Below are 17,644 nucleotides of genomic sequence, written 5' to 3'. Positions count from 1 at the left end.
CCCGGAGTCAGGGCGGCGCAGGCGGATTCAGTCGGGCAGCGGCTCGGCGTACTGGCGGAAGCCGTCGCGCCGGGTGTGGATGTCGTACAGACGCTCGGCGAGCGCCTGCGGGCTGCTGTGTTCGGCGTCGGGTCGGATGGCGCTCGGGACGATCAGCTGTGAGACGTGGATGTCCTCCGGGGCGAGCGCGTCGTGGAGCATGCGGGCGTACGCGCCTTCCGCGGCGAACGCGATCGAGGTGCCCGCGCGTTCGGGGTGGGGCCGCACGGCGCTGCCACCGTTGACGAACAGCACGGTGCCGCGGCCGAGCGCGCGCATGCCGGGCAGCACGGCGTTCACACACGCTGCCGGGCCCTTGACGGAGAAGGCGAGCGGATCATCGAGGTCGTCGGCGCTCGTGTCGAGGACCGGCTTCATGAAGTCCGCGCGGGGGACGGGGCTGTACTGGAGGATCTCGATGGGGCCCAGGGTCGACTCCGCCAGGTGCAGGGCCGTGGTCAGGGACTCGATGTCGAGGACGTCGGCGGTGAAGCCACGGCACCGGATGCCGTCTTGGGCCAGCTCGGCCGTGAGGGTGTCCAGGTGCTGGGCGCTGCGGGCGAGGAGGGCGACGGTGTGGCCGGCGGCTCCGAAGCGGCGGGCGGCGGCGAGGCCGAGGCCCGGGCCCGCGCCGACGAGGGCGAAGGTGGTCACAGGGGGTCCTTCAACAGGGAGGGGGCCGGGTGGTGTGCCGGCCGGCCCCCGACGGGGAACGTGCTTGCGATCAGGGCTTCAGCAGGGTCTTGATGGCCCGGCGTTCGTCCATCGCCTTGTAGCCCTCGGCGACCTGATCCAGGGGCAGGGTGAGGTCGAAGACCTTGCCGGGGTCAATACGGCCGTCGAGGACCCGCTCGATCAGGTCGGGCAGGTAGCCACGCACCGGGGCCGGGCCGCCCCGCAGGCCGACGTGGGAGAAGAACAGCTCCTGGCCGTCGACGGCCACATCGTGCGGGACTCCGACGAAGCCGACGTTGCCGCCCGGACGGGTGGAGTGCAGCGCCTGCTGCATCGACTGCGCGGTACCCACGCACTCCAGCACGCTGTCGGCGCCGACGCCCGCTGTCAGGTCCTTGACGCGGGCGATGCCTTCCTCGCCGCGCTCGGTGACGATGTCGGTCGCGCCGAACTCGAGCGCAAGCTTCTGCCGGGACTCGTGCCGGCTCATGGCGATGATGCGTTCGGCACCGAGTTCCTTGGCGGCGATGACACCGCACAGGCCGACCGCGCCGTCGCCGACGACTGCCGCGGTGGAGCCGGGCTTCACCTCGGCGGCCTTCGCCGCCCACCAGCCGGTGCCCATCACGTCGGACAGCGCCAACAGGCTGGGCCACAGCTCCTCGGCGGGGTGCTCAGGAGTGGCGACGAGGGTTCCGTGGGCATTGGGGATGCGCACATACTCGGCCTGGCAGGTGGACATGAACTCGCGGTTCAGACAGTTGGACTGGTAGCCCGCCCGGCAGTTCACACACGTGTTGTCGGACGTGGCGAACGAACCGATGACGAACTGCCCCGGCTTGACATGAGTGACCTCGCTGCCGACCTCCTCGACGAAACCGACGTACTCATGCCCCATCGGATGCGGCGCCTCCAGGGGCTCGGCACCGCGGTAGGGCCACAGGTCCGAACCGCACACGCAGGTCACGGCGGTCCGGATGACGGCGTCGGTCGGGTGAAGGATCTTGGGGTCGTCGACCTCCTCGAAACGGACGTCGCCGGGGGCGTGGATGACAGCTCCGCGCATGAGGATGCTTCTTTCGGTGTGAGGTCTTCGGTCAGCAGCCTCACGGGAAAAACCGGGCTGCTCGTCGTCGAGCCTCGCACGCAAAGGCAGGCTCGAAAAGCGGAGAAAACCATCCGGGGACGGCTACATCCTGGGAGAAAACTCTCCCCCCTTATCGAGGCACGATCAATGCCATGCTGGGAAGCATGAGTGAGAATGTCACCCTCAACGAGCTGGGAGAATTCCTCAAGAAACGCCGCTCCGAGCTGAGCCCGCGCACAGTCGGGCTACCGGAGACGGGCGGGCCCCGCCGGGTTGCCGGGCTGCGCCGCGAGGAGGTCGCCCAGCTGGCCAGCATCAGCACCGACTACTACACCAGACTCGAACAGGGCCGTCTCCAGGCATCCGCTCCGGTGCTCGAGACCCTGGCCCGTGTCCTCCATCTGGATGACGACGAGCGCGGCTATCTCTTCCAGCTGGCCGGCAAGACCACGGTCCGCGTGCGGCGCCGGGGCAGGCAGCAGGTACAGCCCCAGCTTCAGCGCGTCCTGGACGACCTCACCGCCACTCCGGCCATCGTGCAGGGCCGACGCGGGGACATCCTGGCCTGGAACGCGCTGGCGTCCGCCCTGGTCATCGATTTCTCCCGGATCCCGGAAAAGCATCGCAACTATCCCCGGATCCAGTTCACCGAACCGTCGATGCGTGATCTGTACGCCGATTGGGAGACCTCCGCCCAGATTTCCGTGGCACAGCTGCGCATGGAGGCCGCCAAATACCCCGACGACCCGCGGTTGATCGAGCTGGTCGGTGAACTGTCCACGCGCGACAAGGAATTCGCCAGGTGGTGGGGTGACCACAAGGTGGCCGCCCGCACCGTGGGCACGAAGACCCTCAACCACCCGGTCGTCGGCGAACTCGTTCTGGACTGGGACACTTTGACCGCCAACACCGACCCCGACCAGCACCTCACGGTGTGGACCGCGGCGCCCGGCTCCCCCACCCACGAGCGCCTGCGCATCCTCGCCTCCTGGGCCGCCGACCAGCATCTGCCGGCCTCATCCCATTTCCGCGAGGGTGGTCAATAGCGGAGCGCGGTGTACGCCGTCCTCCGGACACCTCGGCATACCGCGACCTGTCGCCACCGCCCCGGGCCCACGCTGAGCGCCTGATGTGCGAAGCCTGTCCCCTGCTGTCCGGTCCCGGTGGTGAAGAAGGCCTCGCACCCGCACCGCTAACCCTGCGACGCGTACGCGGACCACGGCCCGGTGGTGTCCCCACAGGCCTCCTCGACCGGGTCCCGGTGAATGGGGCCGGTGCGCCGGGTCAGAGGCAGGCCCGACCCTCGGTTGGCCTGGGCGATGATCTCCGCGGTGATGGAGATGGCCGTCTCCTCGGGCGTCCGGGCGCCCAGGTCGAGCCCGATCGGCGAACGCAGCCGGGCCATCTGCTCGTCCGTGACTCCGGCTTCCCGCAGTCGGCGCAGGCGTTCCTCGTGGGTGCGGCGGGATCCCATCGCGCCGACGTAGCCGACAGGCAGGTCGAGAGCCAGGGACAGCAGCGGGATGTCGAACTTGGCGTCGTGGGTGAGGACACAGACCGCGGTGCGGGCGTCCACGGTCGTCTCCGCCAGGTAGCGGTGCGGCCAGTCGACGACGACCTCGTCCGCGTACGGGAAACGGGCCTTGGTGGCGAACACGGGCCGGGCGTCGCACACGGTGACGTGATAGCCGAGGAAGCTTCCGGCCCGGCTGAGCGCGGCGGCGAAGTCGACCGCCCCGAAGATCAGCATGCGAGGGCGGGACGCGTGCACGTGCACCAGGACGGACAAGCGCTCTGGGCAGGTGGCGGCGTCTCCGCCGACCTCCGCCCGAGCCGTGCGTCCGGAGCGCAGCAATGCCCACGCCTGTGCGCCCACCTCTCGGCGCACAGGCCCGGTAAGCGGTCCGGGACGGATGCCGCCGGCCGCGTCGACATAGAGCATCGCGCCGACGAGTTCCTCCGGGCCCTCGACGACCTGGGCGACTGCGACCGGCCGCCCCTCCACCACGTCGGCCAGGGCCGCGCCGAGGAGCGGCTGCGTAGCGGGGTCGAACCGCTGGACGAGGACGTCGAGTTCGCCACCGCAGGTCAGCCCGACGGCGAAGGCGTCGTCGTCGGAGTAGCCGAACCAGGCGCGCTGCGGGGCGCCTTCGTCCTCGAGTACATGTCGGCAGAGGTCGTAGACCGCGCCCTCGACACAGCCACCGGAGATGCTGCCGATCGCGTTGCCGTCCCCGTCCACTGCGACCGACGTACCGACCGGCAGCGGTGCACTCCCCCGGACGTCGACGACGGTGGCCAGGGCGAAGGGGCGGGCCTCGCGGCACCAACTCTGCAGTGTGTCCGCGATGTTCAGCATGAACAGGTCCTTCTTGCAGTGGGGGGTGTCTTGGTCGGGCCGCCGCCGCGTCACGGGGGTGCGCGCCCACGCGGCGGCGGCCCTGAAGGTCCGGCGACGGGACGGGGGGACCCGCTGCCGGACGGCCATATGCGCGCTGCGGCCAGTCGGCAGCCGACCGACCGGAGCGCGGTGTCAGATCAACGCCTCCGCCGAGATGGGAAGTTCGCGCACGCGGCGGCCGGTGGCGTTGAAGACCGCGTTCGCGATGGCGGGCGCCACTCCACAGATCACGAGCTCGGCGAGGCCCTTGACGCCGAGCGCGTTGGCGTCCTCGTCCTCCCCGTCGAGGTAGATCGCGCGGAGCTCGGGCACGTCGGCGTTGACCGGGACCAGGTAGCCGGCGAGGTCGGCGTTCACGATCCGGCCGTCACGGTGGTCGGTGACCGTGTGTTCAAGGAGCGCCTGGCCGATGCCGCCCACCATGCCGCCGAGGGCCTGGCTGTCCGCCAGCTTGGGGCTGATGATCCGCCCCGCGTCGTACACGGAGAGCATCCGCCGCACCCGCACCAGGCCGAGCGTGGAGTCCACCGCCACCTCCGCGAAGGTCGCGCTGTAGGCACTGATGGAGAGCTGTTCACCGCGCGGCGGGGAGAAGGAGGTGTTCGCTTCCAGGCGGTCCCGGTCGTTGCGGGTCAGCAGTTGCTTGTACGTCTCGCCGCGGGTCGGATTCCCCTGCACATGCAGTCGGCCGTTGCGGACGACGACGTCCTCGGCCTCGACGCCGTACAGCGGCGAATCCTCGTCGCCGATGGCGAGCCGAATCGCCTGGGTGCGGAGCTGGTTGCAGACGTCCAGCGTGGCGGACCCGATACTCGCCATGGTCATCGAGCCGCCGTGCGGCGGGGTCTGCGGGTACCGGGAGTCGCCGAGCCGGAAGTCGACCGCGCGCATGCCGAGTCCGAGAGCGTCGGCGGCGACCTGCGTCTGGGAGGTGTAGGTGCCCGGGCCCATGTCACTGGTGGCGCACTCGATCTCGGCCGTTCCGTCGGCGTTCAGACGGCCACGGGACTGGGCCGGGGCGACGCCGGTGTGGTAGACGCCCGAGGCCACACCCATGCCGATCAGCCAGTCACCGTCACGCCGCGAACGCGGCCGCGGGCTGCGCCGGTCCCAGCCGAACTCGCGGGCACCGACCGTGTAGCACTCCAGCAGTCGGCGCGTCGAGTACGGCGCGTTGCTCTGCGGGTCCTGGGTCGGCTCGTTGCGGCGGCGCAGCTCGATCGGGTCCATGCCGAGCTCGTGGGCGAGTTCGTCCATCGCCGACTCGACGACGTAGACCCCGGTGGCGGCGCCGGGGCCGCGCATCCAGATCGGGCTGTTCACGTCCAACGGGACGGTCCGGTAGGCCTGGCGGACGCTGGGCGTGGTGTAGAGGCTGGCCCCGGGGCCCGTGACGGCCTCGTTGAACGTCTCGTACGACGAGGTCTCGGCGTCGATCACCTGGTCCGAGGCGACCAGGCGGCCGTTGCGGTCGGCGCCGATGTGCATCCGGTACGCGTAGGAGGGCCGGAAGCCGGTGCCGAAGTACATCTGCCGACGGGTCAGGGTCAGCTTGACCGGACGGCCCACCTCCCTCGAAGCGAGCGCGGCGACCACCGTGTGCGGCCAGCAGCGCAGCCCGCTGCCGAAGGCGCCTCCGATGAACGGATTGATGACGCGCACGTTGTCCAGCGGAATGTCGAACACCGTGGACAGCTCCAGCTGGGTGCCGGGCACCCACTGGGTCTTGTCCCACACGGTGAGCCGGTTGCCGTCCCAGCGGGCGATCGTGCCGTGCATCTCCATCGGGTTGTGATGGTTGCGCGCCAGGTGGTACGTCAGGTCCAGCGTGACGTCCGAGTCGCGCAGTCCGGCTTCGACGTCGCCGCGCGAGTACGGCCGTCCCGCGACCGGCTCTCCCTCGGCAAGGTCGGTCGTGGGCCGCTCGGCGTCGTAGCTGACCTTCACCAGGCTCGCACCGTGCTGCGCGGCCTCCAGCGTGGTACCCACCACCACGGCGACCGGGAAGCCGTGGAAGAGGACCCGGTCGTCCTGGAAGACCCGCACCTTGTTACCGGGGAGATTGTTGGAGCCGGGGTTGTTTCGGTAGGGCAGCGTCGGAGCGTTGCCGTGGTGGATCACTCGGAGCACGCCCGGGACGGCTTCGGCGGCGTCCGTGTCGAAGCCGGCAGTGCGGCCGCGTCCGATGCTCGCGTCGACGATGACGGCGTGCACCATCCCCTCGGCGTTGAACTCGGCGGCGTACTGCGCCTTGCCGGTGACCTTGAGCCGTCCGTCCACCCGGGACAGCGGCGCACCGACGGCTGCCTGCGGCTGGGGGCTCACTTGGTTCCTCCTACGATGCGCAGCTGTCGCTCGATGGTTCGTTGCAGCAGTTCGACCTTGAAACGGTTGCCCGAGAGCGGCCGCGCCCCTGTCGCCGCCTCCTCGGCGGCAGCTGACCACAGGGCGTCCGAAGGGCGTTCGCCGATGAGGGCCCGCTCGACAGCGGGCAGTTTCCAGGGCACGGTGCCCACTCCGCCGGCGGCGACCTTGGCCTCGCGGATCACCCCGCCGCGCACATGCAGGGCGACCGCCGCCGAGGTCAGGGCGAACTCGTACGACTGGCGGTCGCGCACCTTCAGATAGCCCGACTTCAGCGGGCGAGGCAGGGCCGGCAGCTCGACCGCCGTGATCAGCTCGCCCTGTCGGATGGCCTGTTCGCGGTTGGGGGTGTTGCCGGGTCGGAGCAGGAAGTCGGCGAAGGGGATACGCCGCTCCCCGTCCGGACCGAGCAGGTGCACGGTCGCCTCCAGCGCGGCGAAGGCCACGGCCACATCGGAGGGGTGCGTGGCCACGCAGGCGTCGGTGGTGCCGAGGATGGCGTGCATCCGGTTGAAGCCGTGCAGCGCGGCGCAACCCGAGCCCGGTTCACGCTTGTTGCAGTCGGCCGTCACGTCGCGGAAGTAGGTGCAGCGGGTGCGCTGCATGATGTTGCCGCCGATGGTGGCCATGTTGCGCAGCTGGGCCGACGCGCTCAGCTCCAGCGCCTCCGAGATGACCGGGAACAGGGAGCGCACCGTGGGGTGGGCGGCCGTCTGGGACATGGTCACGAGCGCGCCGATGCGCAGTCCGCCTCGCTCGGTGGCCCTGACTTCGCGCAGCGGCAGGCCGCTGATGTCGACCAAGGTCTCGGGGCGTTCGACGGTTTCCCGCATCAGGTCGACGAGGGTGGTGCCGCCGGCGATGTAACGGCCGCCGCGGCGACCGGCGTTGAGGGCCTCACGGGTGGACGTGGCCTTCGTGAAGGAGAAGGGATGCATCGGTCCTCACTTCCGGCCGGCGGTCTGCTCGACCGCGCGCACGATCTTCACGTAACAACCGCAGCGGCAGATGTTGCCGCTCATCCACTCCCGGATCTCCTCCGGTGAGCCGGTGTGTCCCTCCTGGATGCAGCCGACGCCGGACATGATCTGGCCGGGGGTGCAGTACCCGCACTGATACGCGTCCTCGTCGATGAACGCCTGCTGGAGCGGGTGCAGCCGGTCACCGTCGGCCAGGCCCTCGATCGTGGTGACCTCAGCGCCCTCCAGCCGTACCGCGAGGGTGAGGCAGGAGTTCACCCGCCGCCCGTCGACCAGCACCGTGCAGGCACCACACGCGCCCGCGTTGCAGCCCTTCTTGGTGCCCGTGAGATCGAAGTGCTCACGCAGCAGGTCCAGCAGTGAGGTGCGGTTGTCCACCGTCACCGTCCGCCGGGAGCCGTTCACCTCGAGCGTCACCCGGCTGGACGGTGACGCCTCGGCGCCGGCCGCTTCTTCGGAAGCGCCGAGAAGGGTTCCTCCGATCACGCCACCCGCGACCACGACACCACCGGCCATCGTGGTGGTGGCGATGAAGGTCCGGCGGGTGGGTGTCGAAGGGGGCTCGCTGGATGCGGTGGGGGGTGGAGCGGATTCAGGGAGTTCAGTGGACATGCCTACGCCTTCGCATCACGGTCGGGATCTGTCGCACACAGCGGTACGGCGAGAGGCGGCTGGTCGTCGCCGCAGGACCAATACAAACCGGGCGCCTCTGGGGCGCATCCCGTTACGCGGAAGCGTGCCATCGTCATCGCGAGGGAAACAGGGAGATTTTCCTCCCCCCATACGAATCGCGTGTCGCAGGGCGAACGCGGCGGGGATTCACCCTCTTCCTCCTGCGATAATCCCGTGGACCTGAAGCATGGCTTACTCCGGTGACCTGACGTGCACTCACAGCCGCCCAGCAGCAGGGGAGTTGGACATCGCTCCGATCTTCGGAGCGTCTCATTTCCTGGATTCGGGCCAAAACACCGGCATTTCCTCTGCATTACCAGCGGGATTGGGTCAGGCCACTGTCGCGGTGGCCGGATGGCGGCGAACTCACATCCTGGCTTGATGGCCCGCAGTCGCTGGTCTTAGTGCTTTCTTCCGAGGCAGGCTGCGCCGCAAGACCGATCCGCTCCTCTCCTTGCGTTCCTAGGGTGATCCTCATGAGCGACGCAGCGCAGATGACCTCCCGCGACCGCGCGATGGACGTGGTCCGAGGCTATGTGCACCACGACGGCAGCGCGGTCCAAATGGCGCTGGAGGGCCTGGACGCGGACGGCTCGCTGGAGGTGTACGCCGTCCTGAACGGCCTGGTGCGCTCCACCATCAGCATCATGGAGCTCACCGGAAGGTCGTTCGGGCTGGACGACCTGGTGCGGCAGGCCGACGGCATCGCCGTAGCCGCCCCGCTCCACTACGAGTTCGCCATCGCCGAGGCAACGCGGGCGTGGGCCCGCGGAGACCAGTCGGCGATGCGCGCGGTCTCGTGCCAGGACCTCAGCGGGGCCGTACACATCACGGCCGTGGGCGTCGCCGTCCTGGGGCTCGCGCTGTGGGGCAGGACCGGATTCCTCGACGTGCTCGCGGAGTTCCACGAGGCGGACATCGCGCTCCTCCACGAATGGTCCTCCGAGGCCTGACCGCCCGAAATCCGCTGCCCCAGCCCCCCCCAAGAATCTCGTCGGCTTCGTCGTCGGTGCCACCCGCCTGAGAAGCCGACGAGGGCTATACGCGTACGACGCCCAGGGCCACGCCGCTCTGGCCGCCTCGCTGGACACGCCGGTCGCGACGGGCGAAATGCCGGCGAGCGTGGCCGAGCACCAGGAGCTGCTGCGGCACGACGCGGTGGACGTGATCCAGCCGGACGCGCCGCGGCATCACGCAGTTCCTCAAGCCGGCCGCGTTCGCGGAGAGCCGGCATCTGCAACTCGCACCCCGTTTCGCCATGGAGGTCCATCTCCACCTGGCCGCCGCCTATGAGCACGAGCCGTGGGTGGAGCACTTCGACTGGCTGGAGCCGCTGTTCAACGAGCGGCTGCGGATCAGCGACGGCCGGATGCATCTGTCGTCGCGGACCGGTCTCGTGGCCGTCGGCCCATTGACCAGCCATGCCCCTCGCCCTAACCTCCATCCTCATACGTAGATGGCATCCATATACATGGAGACGAGTTCATGTCACTGAACACGGCGGCCCAGGACGTCGCGCAGCGCCTGCGGGACGGCATGGCACGCGGCGTGCTGTCCTTCCCTCTGACCAGCTTCACGGACGACGGCAGCCTCGACCTGGACGCCTGCCGCGCCTACCTGGCCGGCCAGGTGGCCACCGCCCCCGGCGCGCTCTTCCCCGCCTGCGGCACCGGCGAGTTCACCGCGCTGGACGAGGACGAGTACCGCCAGGTCGTCACCACGGCTGTGGAGGTGGCCGACGGCCGCATACCCGTCGTCCCCGGAATCGGCTACGGCTGGGCCCAGGCCCTGCGCTTCGCCCGGATCGCCGAGGAAGCCGGCGCGGACGCCGCCCTGGTCCTGCCCCACTACCTGCTCAAGGCCCCGCAGGACGGCCTGGTCGAGCAGGTGCGCCGGATCGCCGCGGGCACCGGCATCCCGCTCATCGTCTACCAGCGCGACCAGGTCGCCTTCAGCGTCGAGAGCCTGCGCCGCATCGCGGAGATCCCCACGGTCATCGGCCTCAAGGACGGCCACAGCGACCTGGACCGCCTCCAGCGCCTGACCCTCGCCGCCCCCGACCACCTGCTCTTCTTCAACGGCGCCGCCACCGCGGAGATCCAGGCCCGCGCCTATGCCACGGTCGGCGTCCCCGCGTACTCCTCGGCGGTCCACGCCTTCGCCCCCGAGATCGCGAACGCGTTCTTCACCGCCCTCCAGAACGAGGACGACGCCACGATCGACGCGTTGCTGAGCGGCTTCTACATCCCGCTCGTCGAACTCCGCGACCGCGTACCCGGATACGCCGTCTCGCTCGTCAAGGCCGCCGCCCGACTGCGCGGCAAGCCGGTCGGCCCGGTCCGTGCCCCGCTCACCGACCCCGGCCCACAGGACCTCGCCGAGTTGGAGAAGCTCCTGGAAACGGGCCTGTCACTGGTCGGCGCCACCCGCTGAACCACCCCGGCGGGACGCACGGCCGCGCCCCGCCGGGCCCTGACGGCGGCCGTCAGGTCAGCACTTCACATCACACAGCACACGGCACACAGCTCAGCAGCACAGTTCAAAGGGGAACTGATCCATGCCTCTCGTCGTCGTAGCGGTCAGCGTGCTCGTCCTGCTGTTCCTCATGACCAGACTCAAGCTCAACGGCCTCATCGCCCTGCTCCTGGTGGCCGTGGGAGTAGCGCTGGTCCAGGGAATTCCGGCCGCGGACATCGGCGACGTCCTCGGTGAGGGGGTCGGCGACCAGATCGGCGACACCCTGCTCGTCATCGGACTCGGCGCCATGCTCGGCCGCGTGATGGGCGACTCGGGCGCCGCCCAGCGCATAGCCGGCCGGCTCGTCGACGCCTTCGGCCCACGCCACGTCCAGGTCGCGATGGTCATCACCGCCATGCTCATCGGCGTGACCATGTTCTACGAGGTCGCCTTCGTCATCATCGTGCCGGTCGCCTTCACCATCGTCCGGGTCACCCGCAAGAACCTGCTCTGGGTGGGACTTCCGATGTCGATCGCCCTCTCCACGATGCACAGCTTCCTGCCACCCCACCCCGGCCCCACCGCCGTCGCCGCCACCTTCCACGCCTCCGTCGGCCACACCCTCCTCTACGGGCTCTTCTTCGCCGTACCGATCGGCGCGGCCATCGCTCTGGTCTGGCCCAGGCTGCCGTTCATCCGGCGGATGGACCCCTCGATCCCCCAAGGCCTGGTCACCGAGCGGGAGTTCGAGGAGCACGAGCTGCCGAGCATGGGCTGGTCCCTGTTCGTCGCCCTGGTCCCGATCGTCCTGATCGCCGGGGCCGCCGTCGCCGACATGGCGGTCTCCGACGACGGCAACCGCGTCCTGCACGCCGTCGAGTTCATCGGCTCGGCCCCCGTCGCCCTGCTCCTGACCCTCTGCCTCGCCATCTGGGCCTTCGGCCCGCGCATCGGCCGCAGCCTCGACGAGGTGAGCGCCTCCTGCGTGTCAGCCGCCAAGTCCATGGCGATGATCCTCCTGGTCATCGGCGCGGGCGGCGCCTACAAGGGAGTCCTCGTCGAGGGCGGGATCGCCGACTACATCAAGGACTTCACCGAGGGCTGGAGCATCTCGCCGATCATCCTGGCCTGGCTCATCGCCGCGATCCTGCGCATAGCCCTGGGCTCGGCGACGGTCGCCGTCGTCACCGCCGCCGGCGTCGTCGCCCCGCTCGTCGCGGGCAGCGGCGTCCACCCCGAACTCATGGTGCTCGCCGTCTCCTGCGGCTCGATCGCCTTCAGCCACGTCAACGACCCGGGCTTCTGGATGTTCAAGGAGTACTTCAACCTGTCGGTCCTCGACGCCATCAAAGCCCGTACGACCTACACGACCGTGCTCGCGATCCTCGGCCTGGGCGGCGTACTCGCCGTCGAACGGACCCTCGACGCCCTGAGCATCTGACCCGCCCCCCTCAAGGAACCCTCACATGACCAGCGGAAGCCAGCCGACCGTCACCACGTTCGCGGTCTACCCCGTCGCCGGCCGCGACTCGATGGAGCTCAACCTCTCCGGCGCCCACGGCCCCTACTTCACCCGCAACGTGGTCGTCCTGACGGACTCCGAGGGCCGCACCGGCCTCGGCGAGGTACCGGGCGGCGAGAAGATCACACAGACCCTGCGCGACGCCGAGTCCCTGGTCGTCGGCGCGAGGATCGGTGACTACAAGCGGATCCTGCGCGAGATCGGGGAGCGCTTCGGCGACCGCGACACCGGCGGCCGCGGCCTGCAGACCTTCGATCTGCGTACGACGGTCCACGCCGTCACCGCCGTCGAGTCGGCCCTCCTCGACCTCCTCGGCCAGCACCTCGACGTCCCCGTGGCCGCCCTGCTGGGCGACGGACAACAGCGCGACTCCGTACGCGTCCTCGGCTACCTCTTCTACGTCGGCGACCCCGACCGCACGGACCTCGACTACGCCCGCGAACCCGACGCCGACGTGGAGTGGTACCGGATCCGCCACGAGGAGGCACTCACCCCCGAGGCGATCGTCCGCCAGGCCGAGGCGACCTACGACCACTACGGCTTCCGGGACTTCAAGCTGAAGGGCGGGGTGCTCGAGGGCGCGGAGGAGGTCAAGGCCGTACAGGCGCTCAAGGACCGCTTCCCCGACGCACGGATCACGCTCGACCCCAACGGCGCCTGGTCCCTCAAGGAAGCCGTCGACCTCTGCGCCCCGCTCGTCGGCACCCTCGCCTACGCCGAGGACCCGTGCGGCGCGGAAGACGGCTACTCCGGCCGCGAGATCCTCGCGGAGTTCCGCCGCGCCACCGGCCTCCCCACGGCCACCAACATGATCGCCACCGACTGGCGCCAACTGACCCACGCCCTCGCCCTCCAGTCCGTCTCCATCCCGCTCGCCGACCCGCACTTCTGGACCATGCAGGGCTCCGTACGCGTGGCGCAGCTGTGCAACTCGATGGGCCTGACCTGGGGTTGCCACTCCAACAACCACTTCGACATCAGCCTCGCCATGGTGACCCACTGCGGGGCCGCGGCACCCGGCGAGTACAACGCCCTGGACACGCACTGGATCTGGCAGGAAGGCCTGGAACGCCTGACGGTCACCCCGCCCCGCATCACCGACGGCGAGATCACGATCCCCCGCGCCCCCGGCCTCGGCATCCAACTCGACATGGACCGCCTCCTCGCCGCCCACGACCTCTACCGCGAGAAGACCCTGGGCGCCCGCGACGACGCCCTCGGCATGCGCTACCTCATCCCCGACTGGACCTTCGACAACAAGCGGCCGTGCCTGGTGCGTTAACGCTGATCCCCGCACCGCACACCACGAGGGCGCCGCTCGGGATCGCAGACCGGACGGAGCCCTCGCCGCATCGGTCGTCCTCACGCGATGGCGACCTTGGCGGGCGAAGGCTGTAAACCCCCACGCCCGCCTGCGGGACCGGTCTGGCAGCAGGGGCCGCCGAAGCCCCCGACGCGGCCCGGGCCACCGGTGCGAAGGCCGGCTGCGGGACGTCTCGATGTGCCTCCACTGACTGCCACGGCCATGCGGGCCGCAGCACGAGAGCTCCGACGTGATGCCGAGGTTGTCAGCAGCGGCGGCTCGCCCGGACCCTTTCGTCACGAGGTGGCGTCGTCGTCTGTCGCCCCTTCGGACATCACGTCGCGCACCGTAGCCCCTCGACGCGGCAGTTGGGTCGGCCCTACCTTCGTATTCCCTTGTCCCTGCAGCCCGAGGTGGGATATGCCGTCGCGAAGACCGGGCCTGCTCTCCACGGTGCGACTACTCGCGAGAACGATGCCGGCTCTGCAGTTCAAGCCAGGGCTCGAGCCGCACGGGGGGCGCACGCTGTTTGTGTGTGGTCTGCCCGGGTGTCGTTGGGGGCGGTTCCTTGAAGACCTGACCAAGCTCAACGGCTGCCGTGCGCACCGCGACGTCCCCGGCAGGAACGCGCACCCAGGCGACACCGATCTGGACGTGCTCTGCACGAAGCCCAGGTGCGAGGTCACGGTTTCGATCGATTGCTATGATCCTGCCGCGCACACGGAGTTCACCGTCCGCTGCGACGACCACCGGGGAGCCTGATGAGCCAGCTCAGCACCCTGGGCATCACGGATGCCGACCTGTCGCCCCGATTGAAGTTCGTGAATATTCTGCCCTCCGCCGTCTTCATCGCAACGGTGGTCGCCCTCTTGCTCAGTGGAGCCCCACGCCAGGCGCCTTCGATACACCAGCTCAGCCACAACGCCCAGCTGTACGGGTGGACGGGCGCCGTCCTCGGGACCGTCGGCTCGGTTGTCGCTGGCCTACTTCTGCAACCGTTGGAGTTGGCGTCCATCCGCTTCCTGGAGGGCTATTGGAGCGCTCGCGGACCTCTGGCACCGCTGGGCCGGATGGGCGCATGGGTACAACAACGCCGTAAGTCGAAGCTCATGTGGCAGGTGGAGCGGCTACCGTCAGGCGACCCTCTGAAGGACGACGCGCGCCATCGATTGACCCGGATGCCCCATCAATGGCCGGTACTGCCGACGGCATTGGGGAACCGGCTTCGCGCGGCCGAGGAACGCGCGGGACGGCCATACAGGCTCAACGCGCTGCTCGCATGGCCTCGTCTCTACTATGTGGTGTCTCCCGAGACCTTGCAGAAGCTCGCCGAGTACCGCAATCAGCTCGACATCATGACCCGCCTGTGCATTTCCTTTGCCCTGGCCGCCCCGGTGACCGCAGCGCTGCTTGCGCTCCACACATGGTGGCTTGCGGTTTCGCTGGCCTTCGGCTTGCTCTCGTGGCTCGCTTACAGGTCCGCTGTCCACGCGGCGACGATGTACGGTGACGCCTTTTGCGCGGTGATCGATGTCTACCGGCTGAAACTCCTGCCGGAGATGTCCATCGCCATACCCGCCGACACGGACAAGGAGCGGGAACTGAACGCATCGCTCACCAAATTGTGGCAACGCAAGGACACCGATCTGGAGCCACCTGCGGTGCCGTACACCTCAGGATCCTCCTGACGCCTGTCCCTCCGGACGAATCCTGACACCGCCCAACAGCGAGAACGTCTTGATGCGCAATGTGGGTGCCTTTGAAGGGAGTTCGTCATCCCGCTGAGTATCGGGATACTCCTCGTGTCTGACTCGCCACCCCTCCGGAACCATGAGATCGATACCGCTCAGCACCGCGGTGATGTCGATCCTCGCCTCGTAACCGAGCAACTCGTCCGTGTCCGCGTCCCGTATTTCCTGAAGGCGCGCTTCACTGAGGTCGATGACACAGCCACTCGCCACCGCCGTGACCGTGCCGAGCGAGAATTCGCCCTTCGGCCAGACCACCCGGCGTCCCTCCGCCACCGATACCAGCCGTGTGACAAGTCGTTCATCGGCGGTGGACGCGCGCACGGCCAGGGCAACAAGCATGGCGGTACCTGCCGCGAGCAGGGCAGCGGGCCAGAGCAGTGGCTGGACGGAGGCGGAGAAGGGGTCGAGAGTCACCAGCAGGAGCAGGCCGCCTGCGACGGTAACGACCATCGGGCCTCGCAGGACGTTCTTGGTGGCGACAAGAAGCCTCAATGCTCCGCCAACGCCGAGCAGTACAAGGGCGAGTGGCCACCAGTGGCGCACCGTGGCGAGGACACGCGCGGACGGTGCGAGCCGGTCGACCAGCAGCGTGAGCCCCACACCGAACAGAGCCAGAGCGATCCATATGCGCAGAAGACTTCTCACAACCGCGAACGTTAGTACGCTCCGCGCACGACTCCAGGACCGACTTCTGCGGCAACGGCCGCCTCCTCCGCGAACGCTTCGATGCTCTCGACGCCACCCGCCTCCGAGGCTCAGTGCGTTGTGACCGACCCATACCCTGAGTGCCGTCCGCACTATCCGAGAGAGTCATGACAAGCAGGCTCACCGAACTGGCCGTTGACTGCCACGATCCGGAGAGACTGGCGGCCTTCTGGTGCGAGGTCCTGGACTTCAAGGTGATCGACCGGAGTGAGGGCAAGGCCCTCAAGAACCGGCTCCATCTCGACGTCAGTCCGATCGACGCCGGCACGGAGGACGAAGTGGCGAGGCTGATCGGCCTCGGCGCCAACAGGGCGGATGTGGGCCAGGGTTCGGAGGGGAACTGGGTGGTCATGGCGGATCCGGAGGGCAACGAGTTCTGCGTCCTTCGCACGCTGGCACCGTAGGACCGCGCCCCGAGCAGCCATCCACGTTGATGTCGGGGGGCGCTCAGGCGACGTTCACCAGTCGCGGACGGAGTCCGCCCCCTCGACCAGCGCCGCGCGGGCCGCGCTCAGGTCGCGACCGGCGGTTGTCTGCGCTTCGTCCGCCAAGAAGTCCAGGGCCTCGAAGAGTTCCTCGCGTTCGACGGTCTCGATGAAGGGCGAGCGGCTGTCCAGCGCGTTGAAGGCCGTTGCGAAGGCGCGTCCGATCTCCTTGATGTTGTCGGGCTGTTCACCCTCGTTGACCTCGGCGAGGAAGGCCTCCCTCGTGGCCTTGTACTGGGCGACGGCCTTGCGGTACCCGGTGCGGGGGATGTGCTCGCGGCCGTCCCAGTCGCGGAGCGGGTTGGTGGCGTTGGCGGCGATCCACTCCGGCCTGCGGGCGCCGCGGACGTCGAGGTGCACTCCGTGCCGTACGTGGGGACGCCAGGCCTTGCGCATCGCGGCCGCGTAGTCGGCCGGAATGCCGTAGAGCCACACGTCCTCCACCGCCGGGACATCGCTCGGCAGCAGACAGTCGGAGGCTTCCATCCCGAACAGCTCCCGGATCGTGAGCCCTTGCAGCAGCGGCAACCGGTTCAGGGCGGCCGCCGAGGTGAGCGTGCCCAGGTTCCCCGACAGGGACAGGCGCGTCAGGTCCGGGAAGTCGGCGACGAGGCGGGCGCAGTCGAGCTCGGCGATGCCGTGGACGGTGAGGTGCTTGATGCCTGGTCGGAGGGTGCCGCGGGCCTGGTAGGCGGCCAGTTCCTCGGCTGCGTATGTCTGGGCGTACGGGGGGCTCCAGTTCTCGCGGTCACCGCTGTCCCAGTGCCGCTGGCGGGCGAGTTGTTCGCCCTTCCCCCACGCCGAGGCGTACGCGTAGGAGGGTTCGGTCACCAGCGGGGGCAGGGCACCGATCACCGCGAAGCTTCTCGGCAGCACCCACGTGTGGTTGCAGTACGCGAGCGTGCCGTTCCAGCTGTGGTGCGTGAGGCGGAGTGGCCGTACGTCGTCCAGGTCGGCCACCGTCGCGGGCTCGGGGCCGGACCAGTCCAGTTCGAGAACCGCGGCGCACTGTGACGCGGCGTCGATGCCGGTGATCTGTGAGGCGGTCCAGGCGTCGAGCGCGTCGGAGTACACCGCGACGACATCTCCGACGGCGACCGGCCTCGGTGGTGGGGCGTCGCGTTTCATGCCCGGATGCTAGCGGCCCGCGGCAACTCACTTCCCTCAGGCCTTACTTCACTCCTTGACGTAAGTGGTCCAGAC

General features: G+C 69.1%; 15 protein-coding genes and 1 pseudogene. 8 read left to right on the top strand and 8 right to left on the bottom strand.

Annotated elements, in window-relative coordinates; genetic code table 11:
• Positions 1-27: 27 nt before the first annotated feature.
• Both ABZ928_RS18515 and ABZ928_RS18510 read right to left on the bottom strand, forming a co-directional pair.
• A complete protein-coding gene (locus ABZ928_RS18515; RefSeq protein ID WP_361519608.1) occupies positions 28-693 on the bottom strand; it encodes an SDR family NAD(P)-dependent oxidoreductase in 666 nt (221 codons plus the stop codon).
• 70 nt (positions 694-763) lie between these two features.
• The gene (locus ABZ928_RS18510) at positions 764-1,780 is read right to left on the bottom strand and encodes a zinc-dependent alcohol dehydrogenase family protein (protein WP_361519605.1); all 1,017 of its coding nucleotides are present in this window, start codon (positions 1,778-1,780) and stop codon (positions 764-766) included.
• Positions 1,781-1,953: 173 nt separating this feature from the next.
• Here ABZ928_RS18510 and ABZ928_RS18505 point away from each other — a divergent pair, with 173 nt between their 5' ends.
• Positions 1,954-2,847, top strand: coding sequence for a helix-turn-helix transcriptional regulator (locus ABZ928_RS18505; protein WP_361519602.1), 894 nt, complete (start codon positions 1,954-1,956; stop codon positions 2,845-2,847).
• A gap of 146 nt (positions 2,848-2,993) precedes the next feature.
• Here the strand turns inward: ABZ928_RS18505 and ABZ928_RS18500 are convergent, their stop codons facing one another.
• The 4 genes from ABZ928_RS18500 to ABZ928_RS18485 form a co-directional block, all read right to left on the bottom strand.
• On the bottom strand, positions 2,994-4,160 hold the full coding sequence (locus ABZ928_RS18500; protein ID WP_361519600.1) for an XdhC/CoxI family protein: 1,167 nt from the start codon (positions 4,158-4,160) through the stop codon (positions 2,994-2,996).
• Between the two features lie 174 nt (positions 4,161-4,334).
• Positions 4,335-6,527, bottom strand: coding sequence for a xanthine dehydrogenase family protein molybdopterin-binding subunit (locus ABZ928_RS18495; protein ID WP_361519598.1), 2,193 nt, complete (start codon positions 6,525-6,527; stop codon positions 4,335-4,337).
• Positions 6,524-7,504 (bottom strand): xanthine dehydrogenase family protein subunit M, encoded by a 981-nt coding sequence (locus tag ABZ928_RS18490; protein ID WP_361519595.1) that lies wholly within the window; start codon positions 7,502-7,504, stop codon positions 6,524-6,526. Before ABZ928_RS18490 ends, ABZ928_RS18495 begins: the two co-directional genes overlap by 4 nt.
• Before the next feature lie 6 nt (positions 7,505-7,510).
• On the bottom strand, positions 7,511-8,158 hold the full coding sequence (locus tag ABZ928_RS18485) for a (2Fe-2S)-binding protein (protein ID WP_361519592.1): 648 nt from the start codon (positions 8,156-8,158) through the stop codon (positions 7,511-7,513).
• Positions 8,159-8,694: 536 nt separating this feature from the next.
• On the opposite strand from ABZ928_RS18485, the gene ABZ928_RS18480 reads away from it, so the two are divergent.
• The 6 genes and pseudogenes from ABZ928_RS18480 (at position 8,695) to ABZ928_RS18455 (ending at position 15,188) form a co-directional block, all read left to right on the top strand.
• Complete coding sequence (locus ABZ928_RS18480; protein WP_361519589.1) at positions 8,695-9,171, top strand: hypothetical protein; 477 nt, start codon at positions 8,695-8,697, stop codon at positions 9,169-9,171.
• Positions 9,172-9,256: 85 nt separating this feature from the next.
• Positions 9,257-9,674, top strand: a pseudogene (locus tag ABZ928_RS18475) (enolase C-terminal domain-like protein); the annotation flags it as partial.
• 29 nt (positions 9,675-9,703) lie between these two features.
• On the top strand, positions 9,704-10,651 hold the full coding sequence (locus tag ABZ928_RS18470; protein ID WP_361519587.1) for a 5-dehydro-4-deoxyglucarate dehydratase: 948 nt from the start codon (positions 9,704-9,706) through the stop codon (positions 10,649-10,651).
• Positions 10,652-10,775: 124 nt separating this feature from the next.
• Positions 10,776-12,116: a gluconate:H+ symporter gene (locus ABZ928_RS18465; RefSeq protein ID WP_361519584.1), complete on the top strand. Its 1,341-nt coding sequence runs from the start codon at positions 10,776-10,778 to the stop codon at positions 12,114-12,116.
• A gap of 25 nt (positions 12,117-12,141) precedes the next feature.
• Positions 12,142-13,479: an enolase C-terminal domain-like protein gene (locus tag ABZ928_RS18460; RefSeq protein WP_361519582.1), complete on the top strand. Its 1,338-nt coding sequence runs from the start codon at positions 12,142-12,144 to the stop codon at positions 13,477-13,479.
• Positions 13,480-14,261: 782 nt separating this feature from the next.
• Positions 14,262-15,188 carry a hypothetical protein gene (locus tag ABZ928_RS18455; RefSeq protein ID WP_361519579.1) on the top strand — a complete coding sequence of 309 codons (927 nt, stop codon included), beginning with the start codon at positions 14,262-14,264 and terminating at the stop codon, positions 15,186-15,188.
• Here ABZ928_RS18455 and ABZ928_RS18450 read toward each other — a convergent pair.
• Positions 15,174-15,896 (bottom strand): hypothetical protein, encoded by a 723-nt coding sequence (locus ABZ928_RS18450; RefSeq protein ID WP_361519576.1) that lies wholly within the window; start codon positions 15,894-15,896, stop codon positions 15,174-15,176. The genes ABZ928_RS18455 and ABZ928_RS18450 overlap by 15 nt on opposite strands.
• 167 nt (positions 15,897-16,063) lie before the next feature.
• Between ABZ928_RS18450 and ABZ928_RS18445 the strand changes: the two genes are divergently transcribed.
• Entirely contained in the window at positions 16,064-16,360 is a 297-nt protein-coding gene (locus ABZ928_RS18445; protein ID WP_361519573.1) for a VOC family protein, read from the top strand.
• Positions 16,361-16,414: 54 nt separating this feature from the next.
• On the opposite strand, the gene ABZ928_RS18440 is transcribed toward ABZ928_RS18445, so the two are convergent.
• Positions 16,415-17,569 carry a hypothetical protein gene (locus ABZ928_RS18440; RefSeq protein ID WP_361519570.1) on the bottom strand — a complete coding sequence of 385 codons (1,155 nt, stop codon included), beginning with the start codon at positions 17,567-17,569 and terminating at the stop codon, positions 16,415-16,417.
• Between the last annotated feature and the right edge of the window lie 75 nt (positions 17,570-17,644).

This window comes from Streptomyces sp. NPDC046909 (genome assembly GCF_040644695.1).
Taxonomy (GTDB): domain Bacteria; phylum Actinomycetota; class Actinomycetes; order Streptomycetales; family Streptomycetaceae; genus Streptomyces.
This window is presented reverse-complemented; position numbering and strand designations above follow the sequence as displayed.